This is a genomic window from Candidatus Electronema sp. JC, assembly GCF_048287365.2.
Classification (GTDB): domain Bacteria; phylum Desulfobacterota; class Desulfobulbia; order Desulfobulbales; family Desulfobulbaceae; genus Electronema.
In genome coordinates this window covers 1-17,355 of the sequence record NZ_JBLWEM020000040.1, presented here as the reverse complement: position 1 = coordinate 17,355, position 17,355 = coordinate 1, and the positions used below count along the sequence as shown (strand labels likewise).

General features: G+C 59.7%; 11 protein-coding genes. All 11 read right to left on the bottom strand.

All coding sequences use genetic code 11. The features are described from left to right. Window positions 1-50: 50 nt before the first annotated feature. The gene (gene edd / locus ACNKH3_RS06480) at window positions 51-1,853 is read right to left on the bottom strand and encodes a phosphogluconate dehydratase (protein ID WP_417916497.1); all 1,803 of its coding nucleotides are present in this window, start codon (window positions 1,851-1,853) and stop codon (window positions 51-53) included. Window positions 1,854-1,903: 50 nt separating this feature from the next. Next, window positions 1,904-2,290: a PilZ domain-containing protein gene (locus tag ACNKH3_RS06475; RefSeq protein ID WP_420208667.1), complete on the bottom strand. Its 387-nt coding sequence runs from the start codon at window positions 2,288-2,290 to the stop codon at window positions 1,904-1,906. A 29-nt stretch (window positions 2,291-2,319) separates the two neighbouring features. Continuing rightward, window positions 2,320-3,594, bottom strand: coding sequence for an adenosylmethionine--8-amino-7-oxononanoate transaminase (bioA, locus tag ACNKH3_RS06470; RefSeq protein ID WP_417917129.1), 1,275 nt, complete (start codon window positions 3,592-3,594; stop codon window positions 2,320-2,322). A gap of 5 nt (window positions 3,595-3,599) precedes the next feature. Further along, entirely contained in the window at window positions 3,600-5,060 is a 1,461-nt protein-coding gene (locus ACNKH3_RS06465) for an NAD-dependent succinate-semialdehyde dehydrogenase (RefSeq protein ID WP_417917127.1), read from the bottom strand. Between the two features lie 185 nt (window positions 5,061-5,245). Further along, window positions 5,246-10,711, bottom strand: a complete 5,466-nt coding sequence (locus tag ACNKH3_RS06460) for an alpha-2-macroglobulin family protein (protein WP_420208666.1) — start codon at window positions 10,709-10,711, stop codon at window positions 5,246-5,248. A gap of 127 nt (window positions 10,712-10,838) precedes the next feature. Next, window positions 10,839-12,704 carry a sensor histidine kinase gene (locus ACNKH3_RS06455; protein ID WP_417916063.1) on the bottom strand — a complete coding sequence of 622 codons (1,866 nt, stop codon included), beginning with the start codon at window positions 12,702-12,704 and terminating at the stop codon, window positions 10,839-10,841. Window positions 12,705-12,716: 12 nt separating this feature from the next. Next, entirely contained in the window at window positions 12,717-13,976 is a 1,260-nt protein-coding gene (locus ACNKH3_RS06450; protein ID WP_420208665.1) for an ABC transporter substrate-binding protein, read from the bottom strand. 163 nt (window positions 13,977-14,139) lie between these two features. Beyond that, window positions 14,140-15,639: a DNA integrity scanning protein DisA nucleotide-binding domain protein gene (locus ACNKH3_RS06445; RefSeq protein ID WP_420208664.1), complete on the bottom strand. Its 1,500-nt coding sequence runs from the start codon at window positions 15,637-15,639 to the stop codon at window positions 14,140-14,142. Between the two features lie 79 nt (window positions 15,640-15,718). After that, complete coding sequence (vapC, locus tag ACNKH3_RS06440; RefSeq protein WP_420208663.1) at window positions 15,719-16,126, bottom strand: type II toxin-antitoxin system VapC family toxin; 408 nt, start codon at window positions 16,124-16,126, stop codon at window positions 15,719-15,721. Next, window positions 16,123-16,320: a type II toxin-antitoxin system VapB family antitoxin gene (locus ACNKH3_RS06435; RefSeq protein WP_420208662.1), complete on the bottom strand. Its 198-nt coding sequence runs from the start codon at window positions 16,318-16,320 to the stop codon at window positions 16,123-16,125. Before ACNKH3_RS06435 ends, vapC begins: the two co-directional genes overlap by 4 nt. A gap of 93 nt (window positions 16,321-16,413) precedes the next feature. Continuing rightward, window positions 16,414-17,262, bottom strand: a complete 849-nt coding sequence (locus tag ACNKH3_RS06430) for a DnaJ domain-containing protein (protein WP_420208661.1) — start codon at window positions 17,260-17,262, stop codon at window positions 16,414-16,416. Between the last annotated feature and the right edge of the window lie 93 nt (window positions 17,263-17,355).

The window sequence follows — 17,355 nt, the reverse complement described above, 5'->3', positions numbered from 1 at the left end:
CCGCACTCAGGGCAGCGAAGGCATCCTGAGCGAAGTCGAAGGGTGCCTTCTTATAGCACCGCACTCGCCCCCTCCTCAGCCCCGGACAATCCCCTCCGCAGGGCGGCAAAGATTCCATGTCCCGGCGCGGCGGACTCTGGCGGCGGCGGAGCTGGCTGCCGTTCTGCCAATATCTCTTGACTGACTTTCAGCTCAAGCAGATTGCTCCGCGCATCCATGCGGATGAGGTCGCCGTTCTGCACTTTTGCTATCAGCCCGCCTGCCAAAGCCTCCGGGGTGCAGTGGATAGCGAAAGGCACCTTGCCGGACGCGCCCGACAGCCGCCCGTCCGTGACCAAGCCGACCTTGCGCCCCTGATCCATGAGGATGGACAGGAAGGTGATCAGTTTGTGCAGCTCCGGCATTCCATTGGCTCGCGGCCCTTGGAAGCGCAGCACGGCCACCAAGTCGCGGTTCATCCGCCCGTCCTTGAACGCCTGCTCCAGCTCCTGCTGGCTGTGAAAGACCATCGCCGGGGCCTCGACGCAGGCGTTCTCGCCGTCCGCCAAAGCGGATATCTTCATGATCGCCCGGCCCAGATTGCCAGACAGCACCTTGATGCCGCTCACTTGGGCAAAAGGCGTATCTAACGTGGCAATGATGGCCGGGTCGCGGCTCTGCTCCGGCCCTTTCTGCCAGACCGCTTTTTCTCCCGTAAGCACAGGCTCTTCCATATACTGGCTGAAGCCCGGCCCGGCCACAGTCTGCACGTCTTCGTGCAGGAAGCCGCCCGTCAGCAGCTCGCGAATGAGCAACGCCATGCCGCCTGCCTGCTGGAAGGAGTTGATGTCGCCAGAGCCGTTGGGGTAAATGCGCACCAAGAGCGGCACAGCGGCAGACAGCTCGGCGAAATCATCCCAGTTAATGCTGATGCCTGCGGCTTTGGCGATGGCCACGAGGTGCATGGTCTCATTCGTCGAGCCGCCTGTTGCCAGCAAACCGACCATCGCATTAACCACCGCCTTTTCGCTGATCACCTCGGCCAGCGGCGTATATTCCTTGCCCAGATGCGTGAGCGCGGCGACGCGGCGGGCGGCGGCTTGAGTCAGGGCATCGCGCAGCGGAGTCTCGGCGTTGACAAAAGACGCGCCCGGCAGATGCAGACCAAGCATTTCAGCCATCAGCTGGTTGGAATTGGCCGTGCCGTAAAAGGTGCAGGTGCCGGGGCTGTGGTAGGCTTGCAGCTCCGAGGCCAGCAGCTCTTCGTGCGTGGCCTCGCCCTTGGCAAAGCGTTCGCGCACCTGATTCTTCTCGCGGTTGCTGATGCCGGAAGTCATCGGCCCGGCAGGCACCAAGATCATCGGCAGGTGGCCGTATTGCAGCCCGCCCATGAGCAGGCCGGGCACGATCTTGTCACAAACGCCGAGCAGCAGCGCGCCGTCAAAGACGTTGTGTGACAGGGCAATCACCGTGGCAAGGGCGATCACGTCCCGGCTCATCAGGCTCAAATCCATGCCCGGCTCGCCTTGGGTGATGCCGTCGCACATCGCAGGAACGCCGCCCGCAAACTGGGCCGTGCCGCCCGCTTCAGCCACCGCCTCTTTGATCAGCTCAGGATAGCGGCCCAGCGGCTGATGCGCGGAGACTACGTCGTTGTAGGCGGAGATGACAGCGATGTTCGGCACCTTGTCGTTCAGCAAGGCAGGGCGGCAGGCAGGGCAGCCCGCGAGGTCGTGAGCGAAGTTGCTGCACGGCAGCTTCTTGCGGAAAGGGCTGCTGCCCTTGGCCGCCGCTGTCCGCGCCAAGTAGCTTTCCCGGCTGGCTTTGCTGCGCTCGATGATGCGCCGGGTGACGCGCTGGACTGTTGTGTTCATGGAATTTCCGTGCAGAGTGAATTCTGACAGTCTCCTGCAAGAAACAGGTGTTATTGTCTGTCCAGCAGATCGTAGGCCACATCATCGCGGCCAAATTCCGTGCCAAGCAGCAGCGGATCGTCAGCCTGATAGAGCAGGGCGGTCTGGAGGCAGAGGAAACTGTCATGATCCATGGCGGTGAACTCCACGGCCATGCTGTTCCCGCCGATCCAGACCACCTTGCCTTCCGCATGAAAATTGAGCGGCTTTCCGGCAGCCTCCCGCAGCTCGACAGCGCAGATGTCGCCGATCTGCTGGTCAAACTGCCCCCTGACGCAGAAGCCGCCGAGGCTGAGATTGCAGATTTTTTGCGCGTCGTAAATTCTGCCGCTGAAATTCAGCTCCACATTGTGATTGAAATTCACCCGGGTGAAGCGCCGGATCCCTGCGTCTGCCATGTTCGCGTCGTGCCGAAAAAAGTTGGTGTTCAACGCTGCGCGGCCCGGACAGCGGCGGCGCAGAGCCTGGTCAGATCGGCCTCGGCGATGATGTAGGGCGGCATCAGATAAATCAGCCTGCCGAAAGGGCGGATCCAGACTCCTTGGGTCACAAAAAACTCCTGCAAGGCGGCCATGTTCACCGGCTGCCGCATTTCGATCACCCCAATCGCTCCCAGCGTCCGCACGTCAGCGACACTGGCCAAGCGTCGGGCAGGCTCCAGCTCCTCGCGCAGCTGCCGCTCAATCGCCCGCACCTGCGTCTGCCAGCCGCCCTGCCGCAGCAGTTGAATCGAAGCGGCGGCAGCGGCGCAAGCCAAGGGATTGCCCATAAAGGTCGGGCCGTGCATGAAAAGGCCCGGCCTGCCTTCGGAAATGGCGCGGGCGACGCGGTCTGTGCAGAGCGTGGCAGCCAAGGTCATCACCCCGCCCGTCAACGCCTTGCCAAGACAAAGGATGTCCGGGCTGACTCCGGCGTGTTCGGCGGCAAACATTTTGCCGGTGCGGCCAAAGCCGGTGGCGATTTCGTCAAAAATCAGCAGGACATCAAACTGGCCGCAGAGCTGGCGCAGCTCGCGCAGATACTGGGGATGATAGAACCACATCCCGCCTGCGCCCTGGACTATCGGCTCGATGATCACCGCCGCGATTTCATGCTGATGCTGAGCCAAGAGCGCGGCCAGCTCGGCGATATCCTCTGGCTGCCAGTCCGCGCCGAAGCGGCACTGCGGACGGGGGGCGAAAAACTGCTGCGGCAGGACGCGGCTGAAGAGACTGTGCATTCCCGTGACCGGATCGCAGACCGACATGGCGTGAAAGGTGTCGCCGTGGTAGCCGCCGCGCACCGTGAGAAAACGGCATTTCTCCGCCAGACCCCGCGCCTGCTGGAACTGGAGGGCCATTTTCATCGCCACCTCCACCGCCACTGAGCCGGAGTCACAGAGAAAAATCTTGTCCAGCCCGGCGGGAGCCAGCTCCAGCAGGAGGCGGCACAATTCCACCGCAGGCTCGTGGGTCAGGCCGCCGAACATGACATGGGCCATTTTCTCCGCCTGAGCGCGGACAGCGGCGATGAGCGCAGGATGGCTGTAGCCATGAATCGCCGCCCACCACGAGGACATGCCGTCAATCAGCTCGCGCCCGTCCCTCAGTCGGATGCGCACGCCGCTGGCCGACTCCGCCTCATAAACCGGCAGCGGTGCGGTCATCGAGGTGTAGGGATGCCAGATGTGCTGGCGGTCAAAAGCAGTCAGTTTTTCGTCCAAGCGGCTCACCGCTCGATTCCGGCCAGACAGAGGTATTTTAGCTCCAAATACTCCTCAATGCCGTACTTCGAGCCTTCGCGGCCCATGCCGGACTCCTTGATCCCGCCAAAGGGCGCGGACTCCGTGGACATGATGCCGGTGTTGATGCCGACCATGCCGTATTCGAGCTGCTCCGCCATCCGCCAGCAGCGGCCTATGTCGCGGCTGTAAAAATAGGAGGCGAGGCCGTAGGGCGTGTCGTTGGCCAGCGCGACCGCCTCTTCTTCCGTGGCAAAGGAGAAGAGCGGCGCGATGGGGCCGAAGGTTTCCTCCTGCGCAATGCGCATGGCCGGGGTCACGTCCAGCAGCACGGTTGGCTCAAAGAAAAAGCCTGCCCTTTCAACCCGTTTTCCGCCGCAGCCGAGCCGCGCCCCTTTGTCGAGCGCGTCCTTGACCTGCTGCTCCATCCGGCCAATCGCATTGAGGTCAATCAGCGGGCCTTGGGTCACGTCCGCGTCAAAGCCGCTGCCGACCCTAAGCTGCTCGCGCACCGCGCTGATCAGCCGCTCGGCGAATTTCTGATAAATGCCGCGCTGGATGATGAAGCGGTTGGCGCAGACGCAGGTCTGGCCGGAATTGCGGTATTTCGAGGCGATAGCCCCGGCCACCGCCTCATTAAGGTCGGCATCGTCAAAAACGATAAACGGCGCGTGGCCGCCCAGCTCCAGCGAGAGCTTTTTCACCGTGTCCGCGCACTGCCGCATCAGCACCTTGCCCACCTCGGTCGAGCCGGTGAAGCTCAGTTTGCGCACCGCCGGATTGGCGCACAGCTCGCCGCCGATTTCCTGCGCCGGGCCGGTGAGGACGTTGAACACGCCGGGCGGAAAACCGGCCTCCTCGGCCAGCGCGGCCAAAGCGAGGGCGGAAAACGGGGTCTGGACAGCGGGCTTGACCACCACTGTGCAGCCTGCGGCCAAGGCCGGGGCAGCCTTGCGGGTGATCATCGAGGAGGGGAAGTTCCACGGCGTGATCGCCGCGCAAACTCCGACCGGCTGCTTGAGGACGATGATCCGCTTGCCCGGCTGGGCCATGGGGATGGTGTCGCCATAGACCCGCTTCGCCTCTTCGGCAAACCACTCGACAAAGCTGGCCCCGTACAGCACCTCGCCCAAGGCCTCAGACAACGGCTTGCCTTGCTCCGCAGTCATGATTGCCGCCAGATCGTGCTGATTGGCGACGATCAGCTCGTGCCAGCGGCGGATGATGCGGCTGCGCTCATGAGCGGTGCGGTCCCGCCAGCCCGGCCAGGCGGCCTCGGCGGCGGCGATGGCCTGTTTGGTCTCCTTGCGGCCCAAGGACGGGACTGCGCCGATCAGCTCGCCCGTGGCCGGATTGCGCACCTCAATGGTTCTTCCTGCTGCTGAATCCACCCAGCCGCCGCCGACAAAGCAGCGGCTGCGGAGCAGCTTGTCGTTTTTCAGAATCATAGCGTCATCTTGCAAAGGTGAGAGAAATCTCGGACTGCCCCGGCAGCCGGAACGGCCCGCGCGCGGAGGCCGTCTTTGATATACCTGCATCGCCGCCTTCAGTTCAACAATTAATTGCCCCGGCGATGAAAAGAAGGGCTGGCAGCTTTGCAGCGGCCAGCCCTTGCAAGAAGCGGACGCGCGGCCTACTGCTCCCGCACCACTGTCACCGCGCCTGCCATGTTCCGCGCCCGGTATTTAGGCCGGTACATGGCCTCCACCTCGGCGGGCGGCAGGGCGTAGCTGCCCGGCGTGACCGCCCGCACTAAATAAGCGAAGCGGAAGGGCCGCAGCCTGCTGTTGCCCTCCATTTTCGGCAGCGACTGGGTGCTGAAGGCGGCGATGAAGCGGTCGTCCCGTGCGTCGGTGTATTCCGCCGCGCTGAGTTCCGGCAGCCAGTTGAAGGACGCTGCGCTGTCCGTGCCGCTGACAATGGCTTTTTCAATTTCAAAGCCCGCAGGCAGCAGGTCAATCAACAGGGACTGCGCGTCCAGTCCGGCATCCGCCTCGCCTTCGACCTTCACCACAGCCAGCTCGCTCTGCGGCACTTTGTCCAAAGTCAGCGGCTCGCCGGAAGTGTTGAACCACGTCCGCCGGACAGTGAAGCCGTTCTGCACCGGCGCAGGCTCGCTGATCGGCGCGCCCTGCACGGTCGTCACCAGCCAGACAGCGGCTTGGCCGTTGTTGCGCAGCGTGACCGGATTCGTCAGCAGGGACTCGCCGCTGCGGCTGAAGGAGATAAAGGATTTCTTCTCCGGCTCCGGTTTTTTCTCTTCCTCCGGCTTGCTGCTGAGGGATGAGAAGAAGCGGCCCAGCAGCGAGGCACTGCCGGTCTCCTCCGGCTTCGGCGGCTGCGGTTTGGGCAGATCGATTCCAGTCACCTCCAGATTGAGCGGCTGACCCTTGTCCAAGGTCAGGGCGGCCATGATCAGCGCGGCCTGCTCCTGGGTGGACAAGTACCGCCTCTTGCTCATCTGGCTGGTCAGCTCCTGCCACGCCGGAGCCGGATCAAGCTCCTTCAGGCCGGTCTCGCCGATAATGCTGATAACAGAGGCCAAGTCGCGCAGCCGCGAGCCGTAGCTCCACCACGAGGCGGCCTCGGTGTCCGCCGCCCGCAAGGCGGTCTTCAGTCCGTTGATCGCCCGCTCGTGATCGCCGAGCAGGGCCAGTGTTCCGGCCAGCTGGGCTTGGGCCAGCGGCGAGCCGATGCTGTCGAATTTGGTGTCGAACAGATAACGGGCCTCCTCGTGCCGGGCTTGACCAGCTTTTGCCAGCACCCAGTGGGCATAAGCCAAGGCTTCAATGCGCCTGTGGCTGCCGCTGCCGCGCCTGACCTCGTCTGTCAGCCAGCTCAGTCCTTTTTTGTAGAAATAATCCGGCACGTCAAAGCCTTTCGCTTTGGCCCGGCCCAGAAAATCCATCGCGTAGGCCGAAAGCCACGGCTCCTCGCTGCTCTCATCCGACCAAAGGCCGAAGCTGCCTTCGCCGCGCTGCTTTTGCAGAATCAGCTCGATCGCACCCTGCACCCGGCCTTGCAGCTTCCTGTCCGCCGGATACTCGAAGCGGGCGGCCAGCTCGTTGGCGTAGAGCAGCGGCAGGGCGCGGCTGGTGAGCTGCTCCAAGCAGCCGTGCGGGTAGCGGTCCAGCTCGCCGAGCAGCCCGGCCACATCCACGTTGGGCCTTGACGACACGCTGAGGGCGACCTTGGCGGTTGCCGGATAAAGCCCGCTAAGGCTATCTTTGCTCAGAGTGATCGCCGCGCCGGGATCGAGCTTGCTGTACGTCCGGGTCAGCGCAGGCAGATATTTGCCCCGCACATTAAGGTCAAATGCACCTTTATAGCTGTAGCCTTCCGGCCCGGTCATGCTCAGATGCAGCTTGCCATTGCCGATGCCGGAAGCTGTTACCGGAAAGCTGAGGCTCTGCCGCTTCTTGGGCAGCAGCTCGACGGCGGCGGAGCTGTCCTGCTCCAGCCGCACCGCGCCTTCCGCTGTCCATGCGGCCTGATACTCGCCAGCTGGGCCGTCAATGTTCTCAATCAGCAGCTGGATGCTGGAGCGGTCGCCGTCGGCCAGATAGCGCGGCAGCGAGGGCGAAACCACCACTGGATCGTTGACCTGCATGGCTTTGCTCGCCGCGCCGCTTTTCTCTTTTGACCAAGCGACCGCCATCAGCCGCAGCCTGCCGTTGAAATCGGGAATGTCCAAGGGCACGGTGGCGATGCCGTCCGGCCCAGCCTTGATCACGCCGGAGAAGAGAGAGACCACCTTCACGTTCGACTGCGGTGCACCACGCAGGCCGTCCTCGCCCGCACCTTCGCGCAGCACGAGCGGCTTGCTCTCCGGCGGAATGATGAGCTGGCCGTACATGTCGCGCAGGTCGAGGCCAAGCTGTGGTTTGGCGAAGAACCAAGCAATAGGGTCAGGCGAGACGAAGTTGGTCAGCTGAAGCACGCCTTCATCCACTGCGGCCAAGGTCAGGCGGATTTCGCTGCCCGCCTCCGCGCCTTTGACCGCAACCGGCACTTGCAGCACCTGTCGGGGACGGGTCTGCTCCGGGGCGTTGACCGCCACTTCCAGCCGTTTGTCCGCCGGATCCACCGGCAGCCAAACTAAACCGACCGCACGGTCTGCGCCTTTTTTCGCTTCCTTGCCGGGACGATAGACCGTGACCAAGGCATAGACACCCGCGCCCCAGCCGTCTTCCACCGGGATGTCAATGGTCTGCTCTTTGCCGCTGAGGGCAAAATTGCGCACCCCGTTCACGGCGGTGTTGGCCAGCACCAAGCTGGCTTGGCCTTGGTACGGCGCGGTCACGGTCAGCTTGGCGGTCTCGCCGACCTTGTAGCCGGAGCGATCGAGCACCACCTTGACCGAATCCGGGGTTTCGCTCTCGCCGACAAGCTGCTCGCCTGCGGTGAAGCGCAGCGTGGTGAGCAGCACTTTGTCCTTGTTCAGCAGCTCCAAGCGGTACTGGCCCCAGCCTGTCGGCATGGCCAGCGGCTGCGGCCCGGCCTTGTCCCAAGCCAGCTCGCCGCGCTGCTCCTCCTTGTCGCGGACAATCCGCTCGTAGGCCCAGTCGCCGTCTTTGCGGAACCATTGATAATCAATCTCCTCGCGCACCAGCTGCCATTCGGCTTGGCCTTTTTCCTGCGGCTGGCCTTTGCTGTCCAAGGCGATGATCTCAAACTTGGCCTCGCTCGACTCAGGAATGCGCAGATCAGCAAAGCCGGGCTTCACACCGAGATATTCTTTCAGATGCCGCACTGGCAGGCTGGCTGCCGCGTTGACCGCCCTGCCGTCAATGTCGAGCACATCCACGCTGACCACCGCCTTGAGCGGCTGGAGCGTGGCATTCTGCTGCCCTTCAAGAAGCAGCGGCAGCAGGCCGTGGCCGTTCGCATCGGTTTTGATCTCATTCAGCTCAATCTCGGCCAGCCCCGGCTCGACCTTGTCCTTGCCGAAATAGAACTGGGCATAGTCGGCAAAAGGATGCGGCTCATGCTGCAAGCTCATCTTCGCCCTGACTGACAAATCCGATCCCGGCGAGCCGTAGAAATAATCCGCCTGCACCGCCACTGCCGCCTTGTTCTGCTCGTCCAGCTCGCCCTTCGGCTCCAAGCGCAGCTCCAAACGCGGCGGCTTGAAGGATTTCACCTGAAAGACGGTCTGTCCGACCGGTTTGTCTTCGACATCGGCATACAAGGCCGCAGTCCAATTGCCGGAGCGGGCCGAATTCGCCAAGCTGATGCTGTCCGCGTAGCCGCCCGCAGCGTCCGGCTTGAGCTGCCGTTCAATCAGCACCTTGCCGTCCGGGCCGCTGATTTGCAGGGTCATGGGCGGAACAGCGGCGGGCCGCGCCAGCCGGTCGCGGACTATGGCCGCCAGATGCACGGTCTCGCCGGGCCGGTAAATGCCGCGCTCGGTGTAGAGATAGGCATCAAGCGGGCCGGGCGCGGTTCTGCCGCTCACGCCCCGGTCGCTGAGGTCGAACGGCGCCTGCTCCAGCTGGAGGAAGGTGAAGCCGTGCTTGCTGTCCGCTGACATGAGGTGGAACGCGGCCTGCCCGCCCTTGCCTTGCAGCAGGCCGGGAGCAAAGCGGACCAAACCCTGCGCGTCAGTGGTCAGCGTGGCCAAGGGGCTGTTGTTGCGGGCATACAGGCCTATCTCCAGCCCGGCGATGGGCAGGGCGGTGTCCAAGCTGCGGGCGGCCACAGTCAATCCGTCGCTGCCCTGATAGGTGCTGAGGCCGATGTCGGAAACCACCACCCACTGGCTGGCCCGGCCTTCCCAGCGGGATTCATAGTCATCCTCTTCATCCTCCGAACCGGCGCGCTGATCCGGCTTGATCCGCTCGGCAACCAGCACGTAGAGACCGGGCGCGACCGCCAGCACCTCCTGCGGCAGAACAACCGCGCTGGTCATCACCTTGTCCTGCTCCGGCGTGATCTCCGCGCTGCCCTGCCAGACCTGCTCGCCGACGCTGTCTTTGATGCTGTCAAGATCATAGCCGCTCAGCTTCTTGCGGAAATTTTCCTGCACAAAGCTGCCGAGGATGTTGCGCTCATGAACGCGGAAGAGCTGGAACCGCACCTTGTCCACGTTGATGGTGTTCAGGCCGATGCCCCGGCTGCTGCGGTCGGCAAGGACGTAATCGCTCTGATTGAACCAGAGGGAAGGCTCGCGGTGTTCCGTTTCAATAGTCCGGCTGGCCGTTTCCGACAGCGTCCGTTCCTTGATCTTCATGCCGCTGCGGACTGTCACGGTGTAGGTCAAGCCATACTCCGCCCCGCCGATGCACAGCCTGCGCTCATCAACGGAGAAATCCGCCGAAACAGGAGGCTCGACCTGAATATAATCCCCGTAGTGGAACGCGTCCGGGCTGGGCAGATCCTCATTGAAGCTGAGGCAGAGCTTGGGCCGGCTGCTGTCGGTGTCCGCCTCGGCGCGCTGAATTTTCAGCACCTTCTCTTCCGACTGCTTCCGCCGCAGTTCAGCCAGCTTCGCCTCATGAGCCGCCTTTTCCGCCGCACGCTGCCGGGCCAGCGCCTCAGCCTGCTTTTTGTTCTCGGCAGTCTGAGCGTCCTCCTGTTTTTTGCGCAGACGGGCGGCATCTTCGCTGTCGCCGAGCTTGGCCAGCAGCTCATAGACGCTGATCGCCGCCGGAGTCCAGTTGCTGTAGCTTGTGGTGCGGTTTTCCAAGGCTTTGCCGGTCAGGGCGAGGGCCTCCTTCCGCACGGCAGAATCATTTTCTGCGGCCAGGCAGGCCAGCCAGCCGCTCTGGCTGGCCGCTGTCCAGTTGCCTGCGCAGCTCTCCGTTTTGGCCAGCGAAGCCCAGAAATCTGCCGACAGATGACTTGCCCGCCACGCCGCCTGCTTATGCAGCCCCACAGCGGCGGAGCAGTCGTCCGCAGCTGTCAGAATTGCAGCGGCTTGCAGAAGAACGGCTGCTTCGTCAGATCTGGGCGGACTGACGCTGGAGCGGGCGTATCCGGCGGCGAACTTCTGCGCCTCCTGCTCCAAATCTTTAAGCTGATACGTTTCCTCAGCGGCTGCCAGCGAGGAAAAAAGGCCGAGCAGCAAAAACACAGCGGAAAAAACTGCGGCTTTCATGGTTTCCTCCATATAAAAAGAGAAATGGGCGGGAGCAGCTCCCGCTTATTATGTCTCAGCAGGCAGGACTGAAAACAAAAAATAATACGAAGCAAGGGCTTGATCGGTTTGTCAGCCCCGCATGAAATTATCCGTTTTCATCATGCAGCGTTTCCGGATTCCGCAAAGCGGCGCTGTCCAGCTCTGTTTTCGGGAAGGTCAGATGAAAAACCGCACCGCCGCCGGACCGCTCCTCCGCTTGGATGTCGCCGCCGTGAAATTTCATAATTTTTTTGGCCACGGCCAAGCCGATGCCGGTGCCTTCGATGTTGACATCCAGCCGGTAGAAAAGGCCGAAAATTTTTTCCCGGTACTCCGCCGGAATGCCCGGTCCGTTGTCGGCACAGTAAATATGGTGCCAACGCCCGTCCTCTTCGGCGCTGATCTCCAAACGGCCGCCCTCGTTCTCGTTGCGCACATATTTGAGGGCGTTGGAAAGAATGTTCTCGAAAACTTGGAGCGTGCGGCTCTCGTTGGCCTGCACTGACGGCATCTCCGGCCCGATGCTCAGGGTGAACTGGGCCGCTTTCAGCCGCTCGGCCTGCGTGCGGGCGAAATCCGCCAGCAGCGCATTGAGGTTTATCAGCTTCTTGTCCATGTCAATCCGTCCGACCCGGCTCAGTTCGAGCAGGTCGTTGATCAGCTGGCTCATCCGCTCATTGGCCTTGACCACTTTCTCCAGCATCCCGACAGCCTGCTCAGCCTTGCCCTGCGCCGCCAGCTTGCGGATGATGCCGATGAAGCCCATGCTGGTGACAATCGGCGACTTGAGATCGTGCGAGACCGTGTAGACAAACTGCTCCAGCTCGTCATTGGAGCGCTCCAGCTCCTTCTTGCTCGCCCGCAGCTCAATGTTTTTCTTCTTGAAGCTCGCCGCCGCACCGGTGAGTTCGCCCAGCTCGTCCTGGAGCTGGCAGGGCGGAATTTCGGCATCAGCCGAGCCGGAGGAGAGCAGCTTGAAGGTCTCGGTCAGCCGCTTGAGCGGCAGAGTGATGCTCCGGCTGATGAGATAGGAGAAGAGGCCGATGAAGAGCAGCAGCAGGCCGATGGAGATCAGCAGGAGCCGCATCCGCGAGCCGATGTGCCGGAACGCTTCATCCTGAATCCGCTCGGTTTCCCTGATCATCATGGCCGAGAGCTTGTTCGACTGGTAAATGGTCTCATAGGCCTGCGCGGCCATCACCACATTGACCAAATACAGATAGCCTCTGGTGCGCTGCACCGCCTCAAGAAAAGTGCTCTCGTAGCGGTCGAGCACGGCGGCGATCTCAGCTGTTTTGCCGCTGGAAGACTCAGGCCGGCGGCTCAAAGAGGAGAGCATCGTGCGGGTTGACTGAATGCTTGATGTCGCTGAATCAATAAACGCGGCGTCAAGCGAGTCAAAATAGCGGTAGGCGTTTTTCTCAATTTGCAGAAGCGAGTTGAGCATCAGCGCGGAAATGAGCGTGGATCCTTGGTCTCGGCCGCCAATGTCCCGCACCGCGTCCTCGATCAGCTGCTGCGCCCTGGTGGCATGGACTCGGAATTCGCTTTTGACAAGGCGCTCTTGCAGCTGCCGCTGCCGCCGCACTTCCTGAAATGCCTCGTAGTAAAACTCCAGATGCCTGCGGGCCAGCCCGACCACCGCTTCGGCTCCGATCCGGTCCAGCTCGCGGTTGCGGACGATGCTGTCCATCATCTGTTTGTAAATCTCGCCGACCTGCGCGCCTGCCGAGCTGTGCCCTTCGTAGATGTAGATCAGGGCCTGCCGCTGCATCTCGCTCATCTGGCGGGTGAAGGCCATGTTGTCGGCGGAATGACGGCTGAAAAGGACGATCTGCCGGAAATCCGCCGCCAGCCGGTTGAAGGCGCTGTACGAGAGCAGGGCGATCATGAAGGCCACCAGACCGGTGACGATGTAGCCCAAGGCGATGCGCTTCTTCAGGACGACCGTCCGCAGGAGAAAATCCGTCACCGTTCCGGCCTCCTATGCCAGCACAAATTCATTCCACTTGGTCAGGATGTACTCATAGGTGTCCATGACCGTGTTCCAGACCGCGATGTTCTCAAAGCGCTTGACGTAGGAGCCGCCGGTGCGCACCTCGCCAGGCTGCACGGCAATCTTGCCGTCCGTGCCCGGCAGCGCCTCGGCGGCGGGCTTGCCTTCGTACCAGTAATCCCACTCAGCCTGCGACATGAAGGGCCTGGAGCGCTGCGGGTTGGAGATGTAATAGCCCTGCCGGGCGATGAAGGCCCCTGGCCAGCCTGACAGCCACCAGTTCATGAAGGCGTAGGCCGCCTCCTGCCGCTCGCCGACGCAGGCGCGGGATAGGCACATCACTCCGTGCCAGGCGCGGTAGCCCTCTTTCGGCGCGGCGTAGATGCAGGGGATGCCCATGCCGTTGAGCGCGCTGACACCGGGCGAGAACATGCTCTGAATCGCCACCTCGCCGGAGGCCATCAGCTCCACCGAATGCGGCACTGAAGTCCACACGCCCCGGAACTGCCCCCGCCGTTTGAAATCAATCAGAATTGCAAAGAGCTGATCCACCTCTTCGCGGCTCATGCCGCCCATGTCGCGGAAGTCCATCAGCCCTTTGGCCCGCACCGCCAGGGCGAGATCGAACACGCCGATTTCCGGCGAATTGACAATGGCCACCTTGCCGCGCCAGCGTTCGTCCAAGAGCCAGCCCCAGCTTTCGGTCTCATAAGGAATGCCCTTCGGCACCACGGCGGAGTTGTAGCCGAAGGAGTCCACGTTATGGACATAGGGCAGGAAACTGATATCCTCTGTCTCGCTGCCGCCGAGCCGTCCGTCCGGCTGGACAAAGAGGATCTTGTCCGGCGCGTCGCCGAGACCGCGCCGGGCTTTTTCCGAGATAAGGCCGGTCTTGCTCAGGCTGCCGATCTCAGACCAGCAGGTCAGCCGACGGGTGTCGATGGGCTGAATGGTCTTGGCCTGCCAGAGCACCTTGATGCTGTTCGACCACTGCTCGTAGAGATCAAAAGCTGTTGGATCCGTGGCGGCTTTGAGCAGCACTTCCGCGTCGCCGCCGGGATGAAACTCAAGATTGATGCCCAAATCCTGCTCGGCCCGCTGCCGGATCGGCTCCAGCAGGGTGACATGCGTGCCCACCACATTGACAGTGGGTTTGGACTTCGCTTTGGCGAGCTTGGGAAAAGCGGCCGCAGCCAGAGCGGCGGCTCCGAGCCTGCCGCTCTGACGGAGAAAGGTGCGGCGGTTCATGACGGCCTCCTTTGTTGTGATCAGCCCTGCTGCCGCTCAAACTTCTTGCGGAAATAATCATACGCCGCGTTGATCTCCTTCATCTTCTCCTCGGCCACACGCTTGAACTCCGAGCCGAGAACGGCGCGGTGCCGCTACTCCTGGCTGGCCGTCTTCAAAAAGGTTATTGATGTTCATCAAAATTTAAATTAGAGATAAAATCTACACCCCCATCTTCTGATACAACCACAGCTAACGCTGGGTACTTGCTACTGTGAATATATCGAATGGCAGAATTATATCTGGCCCCTCTCGCAGAACTTTCGTACTTGGTGGCTATTCCGTCGAGAATTACACCAAGTGCATAGCAGGTACCTTCGGGGTTTAATAGAACTGCGCCGTCTATTGAGGTGAGATTGCGAAGCAGGTCTGCTGTAAGCGTTTTAGGTGAAATGCGAGTTCCCCCTTTAGAGAGACGTTCGGCTTCTTCTTTCGCTATAGAACTTATAACAAGCATAGTGCCATGACGCTCACGTTCAGCTTCGCGAACCAACGTGACAATGAGATCAATACTTTCTTGAGTGATATCTTCTTTAAATATTACAGAAATATCTTTTCCGAGTTTATTTTCATCAAATGGTGGTTTAGGAAGATATGGTTGTCCGTATCGTACTCCCATGAGAATCTGTTCATTATGAGAGACTGTCCAGTGGTGATGGCCTAAAACGTTAATAGTGAATAACTCTTCTTGTTGATCGTCAAATTTCTTTTTTTTAACGAGTCCGAACAAGTCCTCGGAGTTAGTATGTAAAGCAAAATCTTGCGAGGCGAGTTGTAACAATTTTCTTGACGCTTTGGTTTCCCAGAGTTTAGAGGGTGTTTGGAATTGAATCACTTGTTCAAGGGAAGGATGGTCTTTGCGAGCGAGAACTATGGTGCCAGCCCCTTCTGTCCCTTCATAGTATGTTCGAGCTATGTTTGTGCAGGAACTCAGAAAACTATACCGTCTTTCAGCACCTTGATCCACTCTAAACGCCAAGCCCATCATAAACCGATTTGCACCATCACGAAGAATTTCTTCTGCATTCAGTTTACTTTTTTCATAACCTGGTTCTGATAATTGCAACTCTCCGTAAACCTTATTAAGGTACGATTCCACTACTGCATCTGTTAAGGATTTTGCAACTGGTATGCTCAGAAATTCGTGTAATGGCACGGAGTCCAGTGTAAGGTCTGAGTATTTTTTTAGGATGTCTTGCTGAAGACCTATAACGACAGAAACCAAGTAACCTTCTACTGTTGCAGGATAAGCAACAAAGTACACCATATCTTGCAGCTTATTAGAATTATTTTCAATCACCTGCCGGATTGCGTCTCTAACCGATCTACGCCAAAGTTCATCATCATCTTGTCTTTCTCTCTCTAATGGATGATTTCTCCTCAATTGTCTTTCTGGGTATCCTTGCAGAATTTCTTCTGCCGTTTTCAAAACCATATTGAACGCACTGGAGTGTATACAGAAATCATCTTCTGGATATACGCAGGCCGGAGACCTGTCATTTCTTTCCTTTGTTAAAATTCCGACTAAGAAGACTTCAGGTGTAAAGTCTTCATCAAGAAGTTTGAATAGTATTTTACACGTACCTGTCTGACTCATTAGGAACTGGAATTGGTAATCCCACATGCTGCTGCGAAACATTTTAGTGATTCTTTCAGAAGTCAGAAGAGAAAAGCGCATCACTTTCGATTGCCATCACAGGAAATTATCGTCTGTCTTCTTGATGTAGAAGAATGGGAAGGACTTTGCTGTACTGCTGGAAATCTTGATCACGGGTGTAAATTGCCGCCTGAAGACGGAATGAGCAGGAGCAGATCAGAAAATCAATGTGCGACCCTTGAATTCCTTTGCGGCGGCACAGGTTGTGATATTGGGCCGCCCTGATGTAATCCTCATCAAGGATCGGTTCATCAGCAAAGCAGCTCAGATGGTTCCGCAGCAGCTCAAATTTGCTTTCTTCCGAATACCCGGAAAGAATTTCCTGCCGCACCGGCCCCAGCAGCAGAACTCGTTGCTCCTCAATAAGCTGGGTCAGCTCGTGACAGACACGTTCGTCTGGGTCGCTCCGCCGCAAAGCCAAAGACCAGATCACCGTATCAACAATAACGTTCACCGGAACCGCGCCTTTTTATAATCATACCAAGCGTCAGGCTCCATTGTCCTAAAGAGTTTCGTGATTTCACGCTGCCTGCGCCGGTTCACAAATTCTCTCAAGGCCAAGTTGACCGTTTCTTTTTTGGTGCGAAGCTGACCGAGTTCACGAGCTTCTTCAAGCAGTTCCATGTCAATTGCAAGATTGGTGGCCATACGATGCTCCTTGGGATGATAATCAACTTGTTTACACATTCATCCACACAGTAGCACGTGCGCGACTGCATGTCAAACGACGTAGTGACTGTTCTACGCCCGTTCAAACTTCTTGCGGAAATAGTCGTAGGCCGCGTTGATCTCCTTCATCTTCTCCTCGGCCACGCGCTTGAACTCCGCGCCGAGATGGGCGACTTTGTCAGGATGATACTGCATGGAAAGCTGGCGGTAGGCTTTTTTGATTGCGGCAAAGTCGGCGTTCTCTTCCACGCCTAAGACCGTGCGGTACCGCAGCTCCTGGCTGGCCGGTGTCGCCGGACTTGCGCCACTGGCATGGTGGCCGTGACGGTACTTGTTCTCAATGGTCTGCCGTTCATAGGCACTGATCTGAAGGAAGGCGGCGATGCGGCGGGCAAGTTCCAGCTCCTGCTCCAGCACCGGTTTGGTAGTGTAGATAATCTGATAGATCAACTCCAGCAGGATCAAGCGCGGCTCGTAGGCGAAGCTGCTGCGGAATTCAGTCAGCAGCTGCTCCAAGTCCTGGCTGCGGTCTTTAGCTTCTTTGATCAGCTGCTTGACCCAGTACATCTGCTCCTGATTGTAGCGGAGCGAGTTCTGGAAGAAGTCGAGCATCGTCCGCAGCTCAGACTGGGTGAAGCGTCCGTCCTCCTTGGCGATGCAGACGAGAATATTGACTAAAAGATGGACGAAACGGTTGTGGCTGGCAGTCTGCGAGCGTTCATAGGCGGCGGCCCGCTTGCGCATGGAATAGACGAAGCCGAAGAAGGCGGCGGCTCCAACCAGCGGAACAGCGACGGCAAGATAGAAGAGCCATGTCACAAAATTCCCCACTGCCTGCCAACCGCCAATGGCCAGCAGAATAAGGACGGTGATCAGGAGGCAGCCGCCGCAGCCGGGCGTACTGGATTGCCGGTTTCCCATCAGGAGGCTGGCGGATCAGACTGATTGCGGTTCGCTGTCCGCGTCATCACGGCTGAACAGCGCGTCAACAAACTCATGCGGATCAAAGTCGCG

Bases quoted from the DNA above. Each gene is read 5' to 3' on its own strand.
- edd (WP_417916497.1), bottom strand. From the start codon at position 1,853: ATGAACACAACAGTCCAGCGCGTCACCCGGCGCATCATCGAGCGCAGC.
- ACNKH3_RS06475 (WP_420208667.1), bottom strand. From the start codon at position 2,290: ATGGCAGACGCAGGGATCCGGCGCTTCACCCGGGTGAATTTCAATCAC.
- ACNKH3_RS06465 (WP_417917127.1), bottom strand. From the start codon at position 5,060: ATGATTCTGAAAAACGACAAGCTGCTCCGCAGCCGCTGCTTTGTCGGC.
- ACNKH3_RS06460 (WP_420208666.1), bottom strand. From the start codon at position 10,711: ATGAAAGCCGCAGTTTTTTCCGCTGTGTTTTTGCTGCTCGGCCTTTTT.
- ACNKH3_RS06450 (WP_420208665.1), bottom strand. From the start codon at position 13,976: ATGAACCGCCGCACCTTTCTCCGTCAGAGCGGCAGGCTCGGAGCCGCC.
- ACNKH3_RS06445 (WP_420208664.1), bottom strand. From the start codon at position 15,639: ATGTGGGATTACCAATTCCAGTTCCTAATGAGTCAGACAGGTACGTGT.
- ACNKH3_RS06435 (WP_420208662.1), bottom strand. From the start codon at position 16,320: ATGGCCACCAATCTTGCAATTGACATGGAACTGCTTGAAGAAGCTCGT.
- ACNKH3_RS06430 (WP_420208661.1), bottom strand. From the start codon at position 17,262: ATGGGAAACCGGCAATCCAGTACGCCCGGCTGCGGCGGCTGCCTCCTG.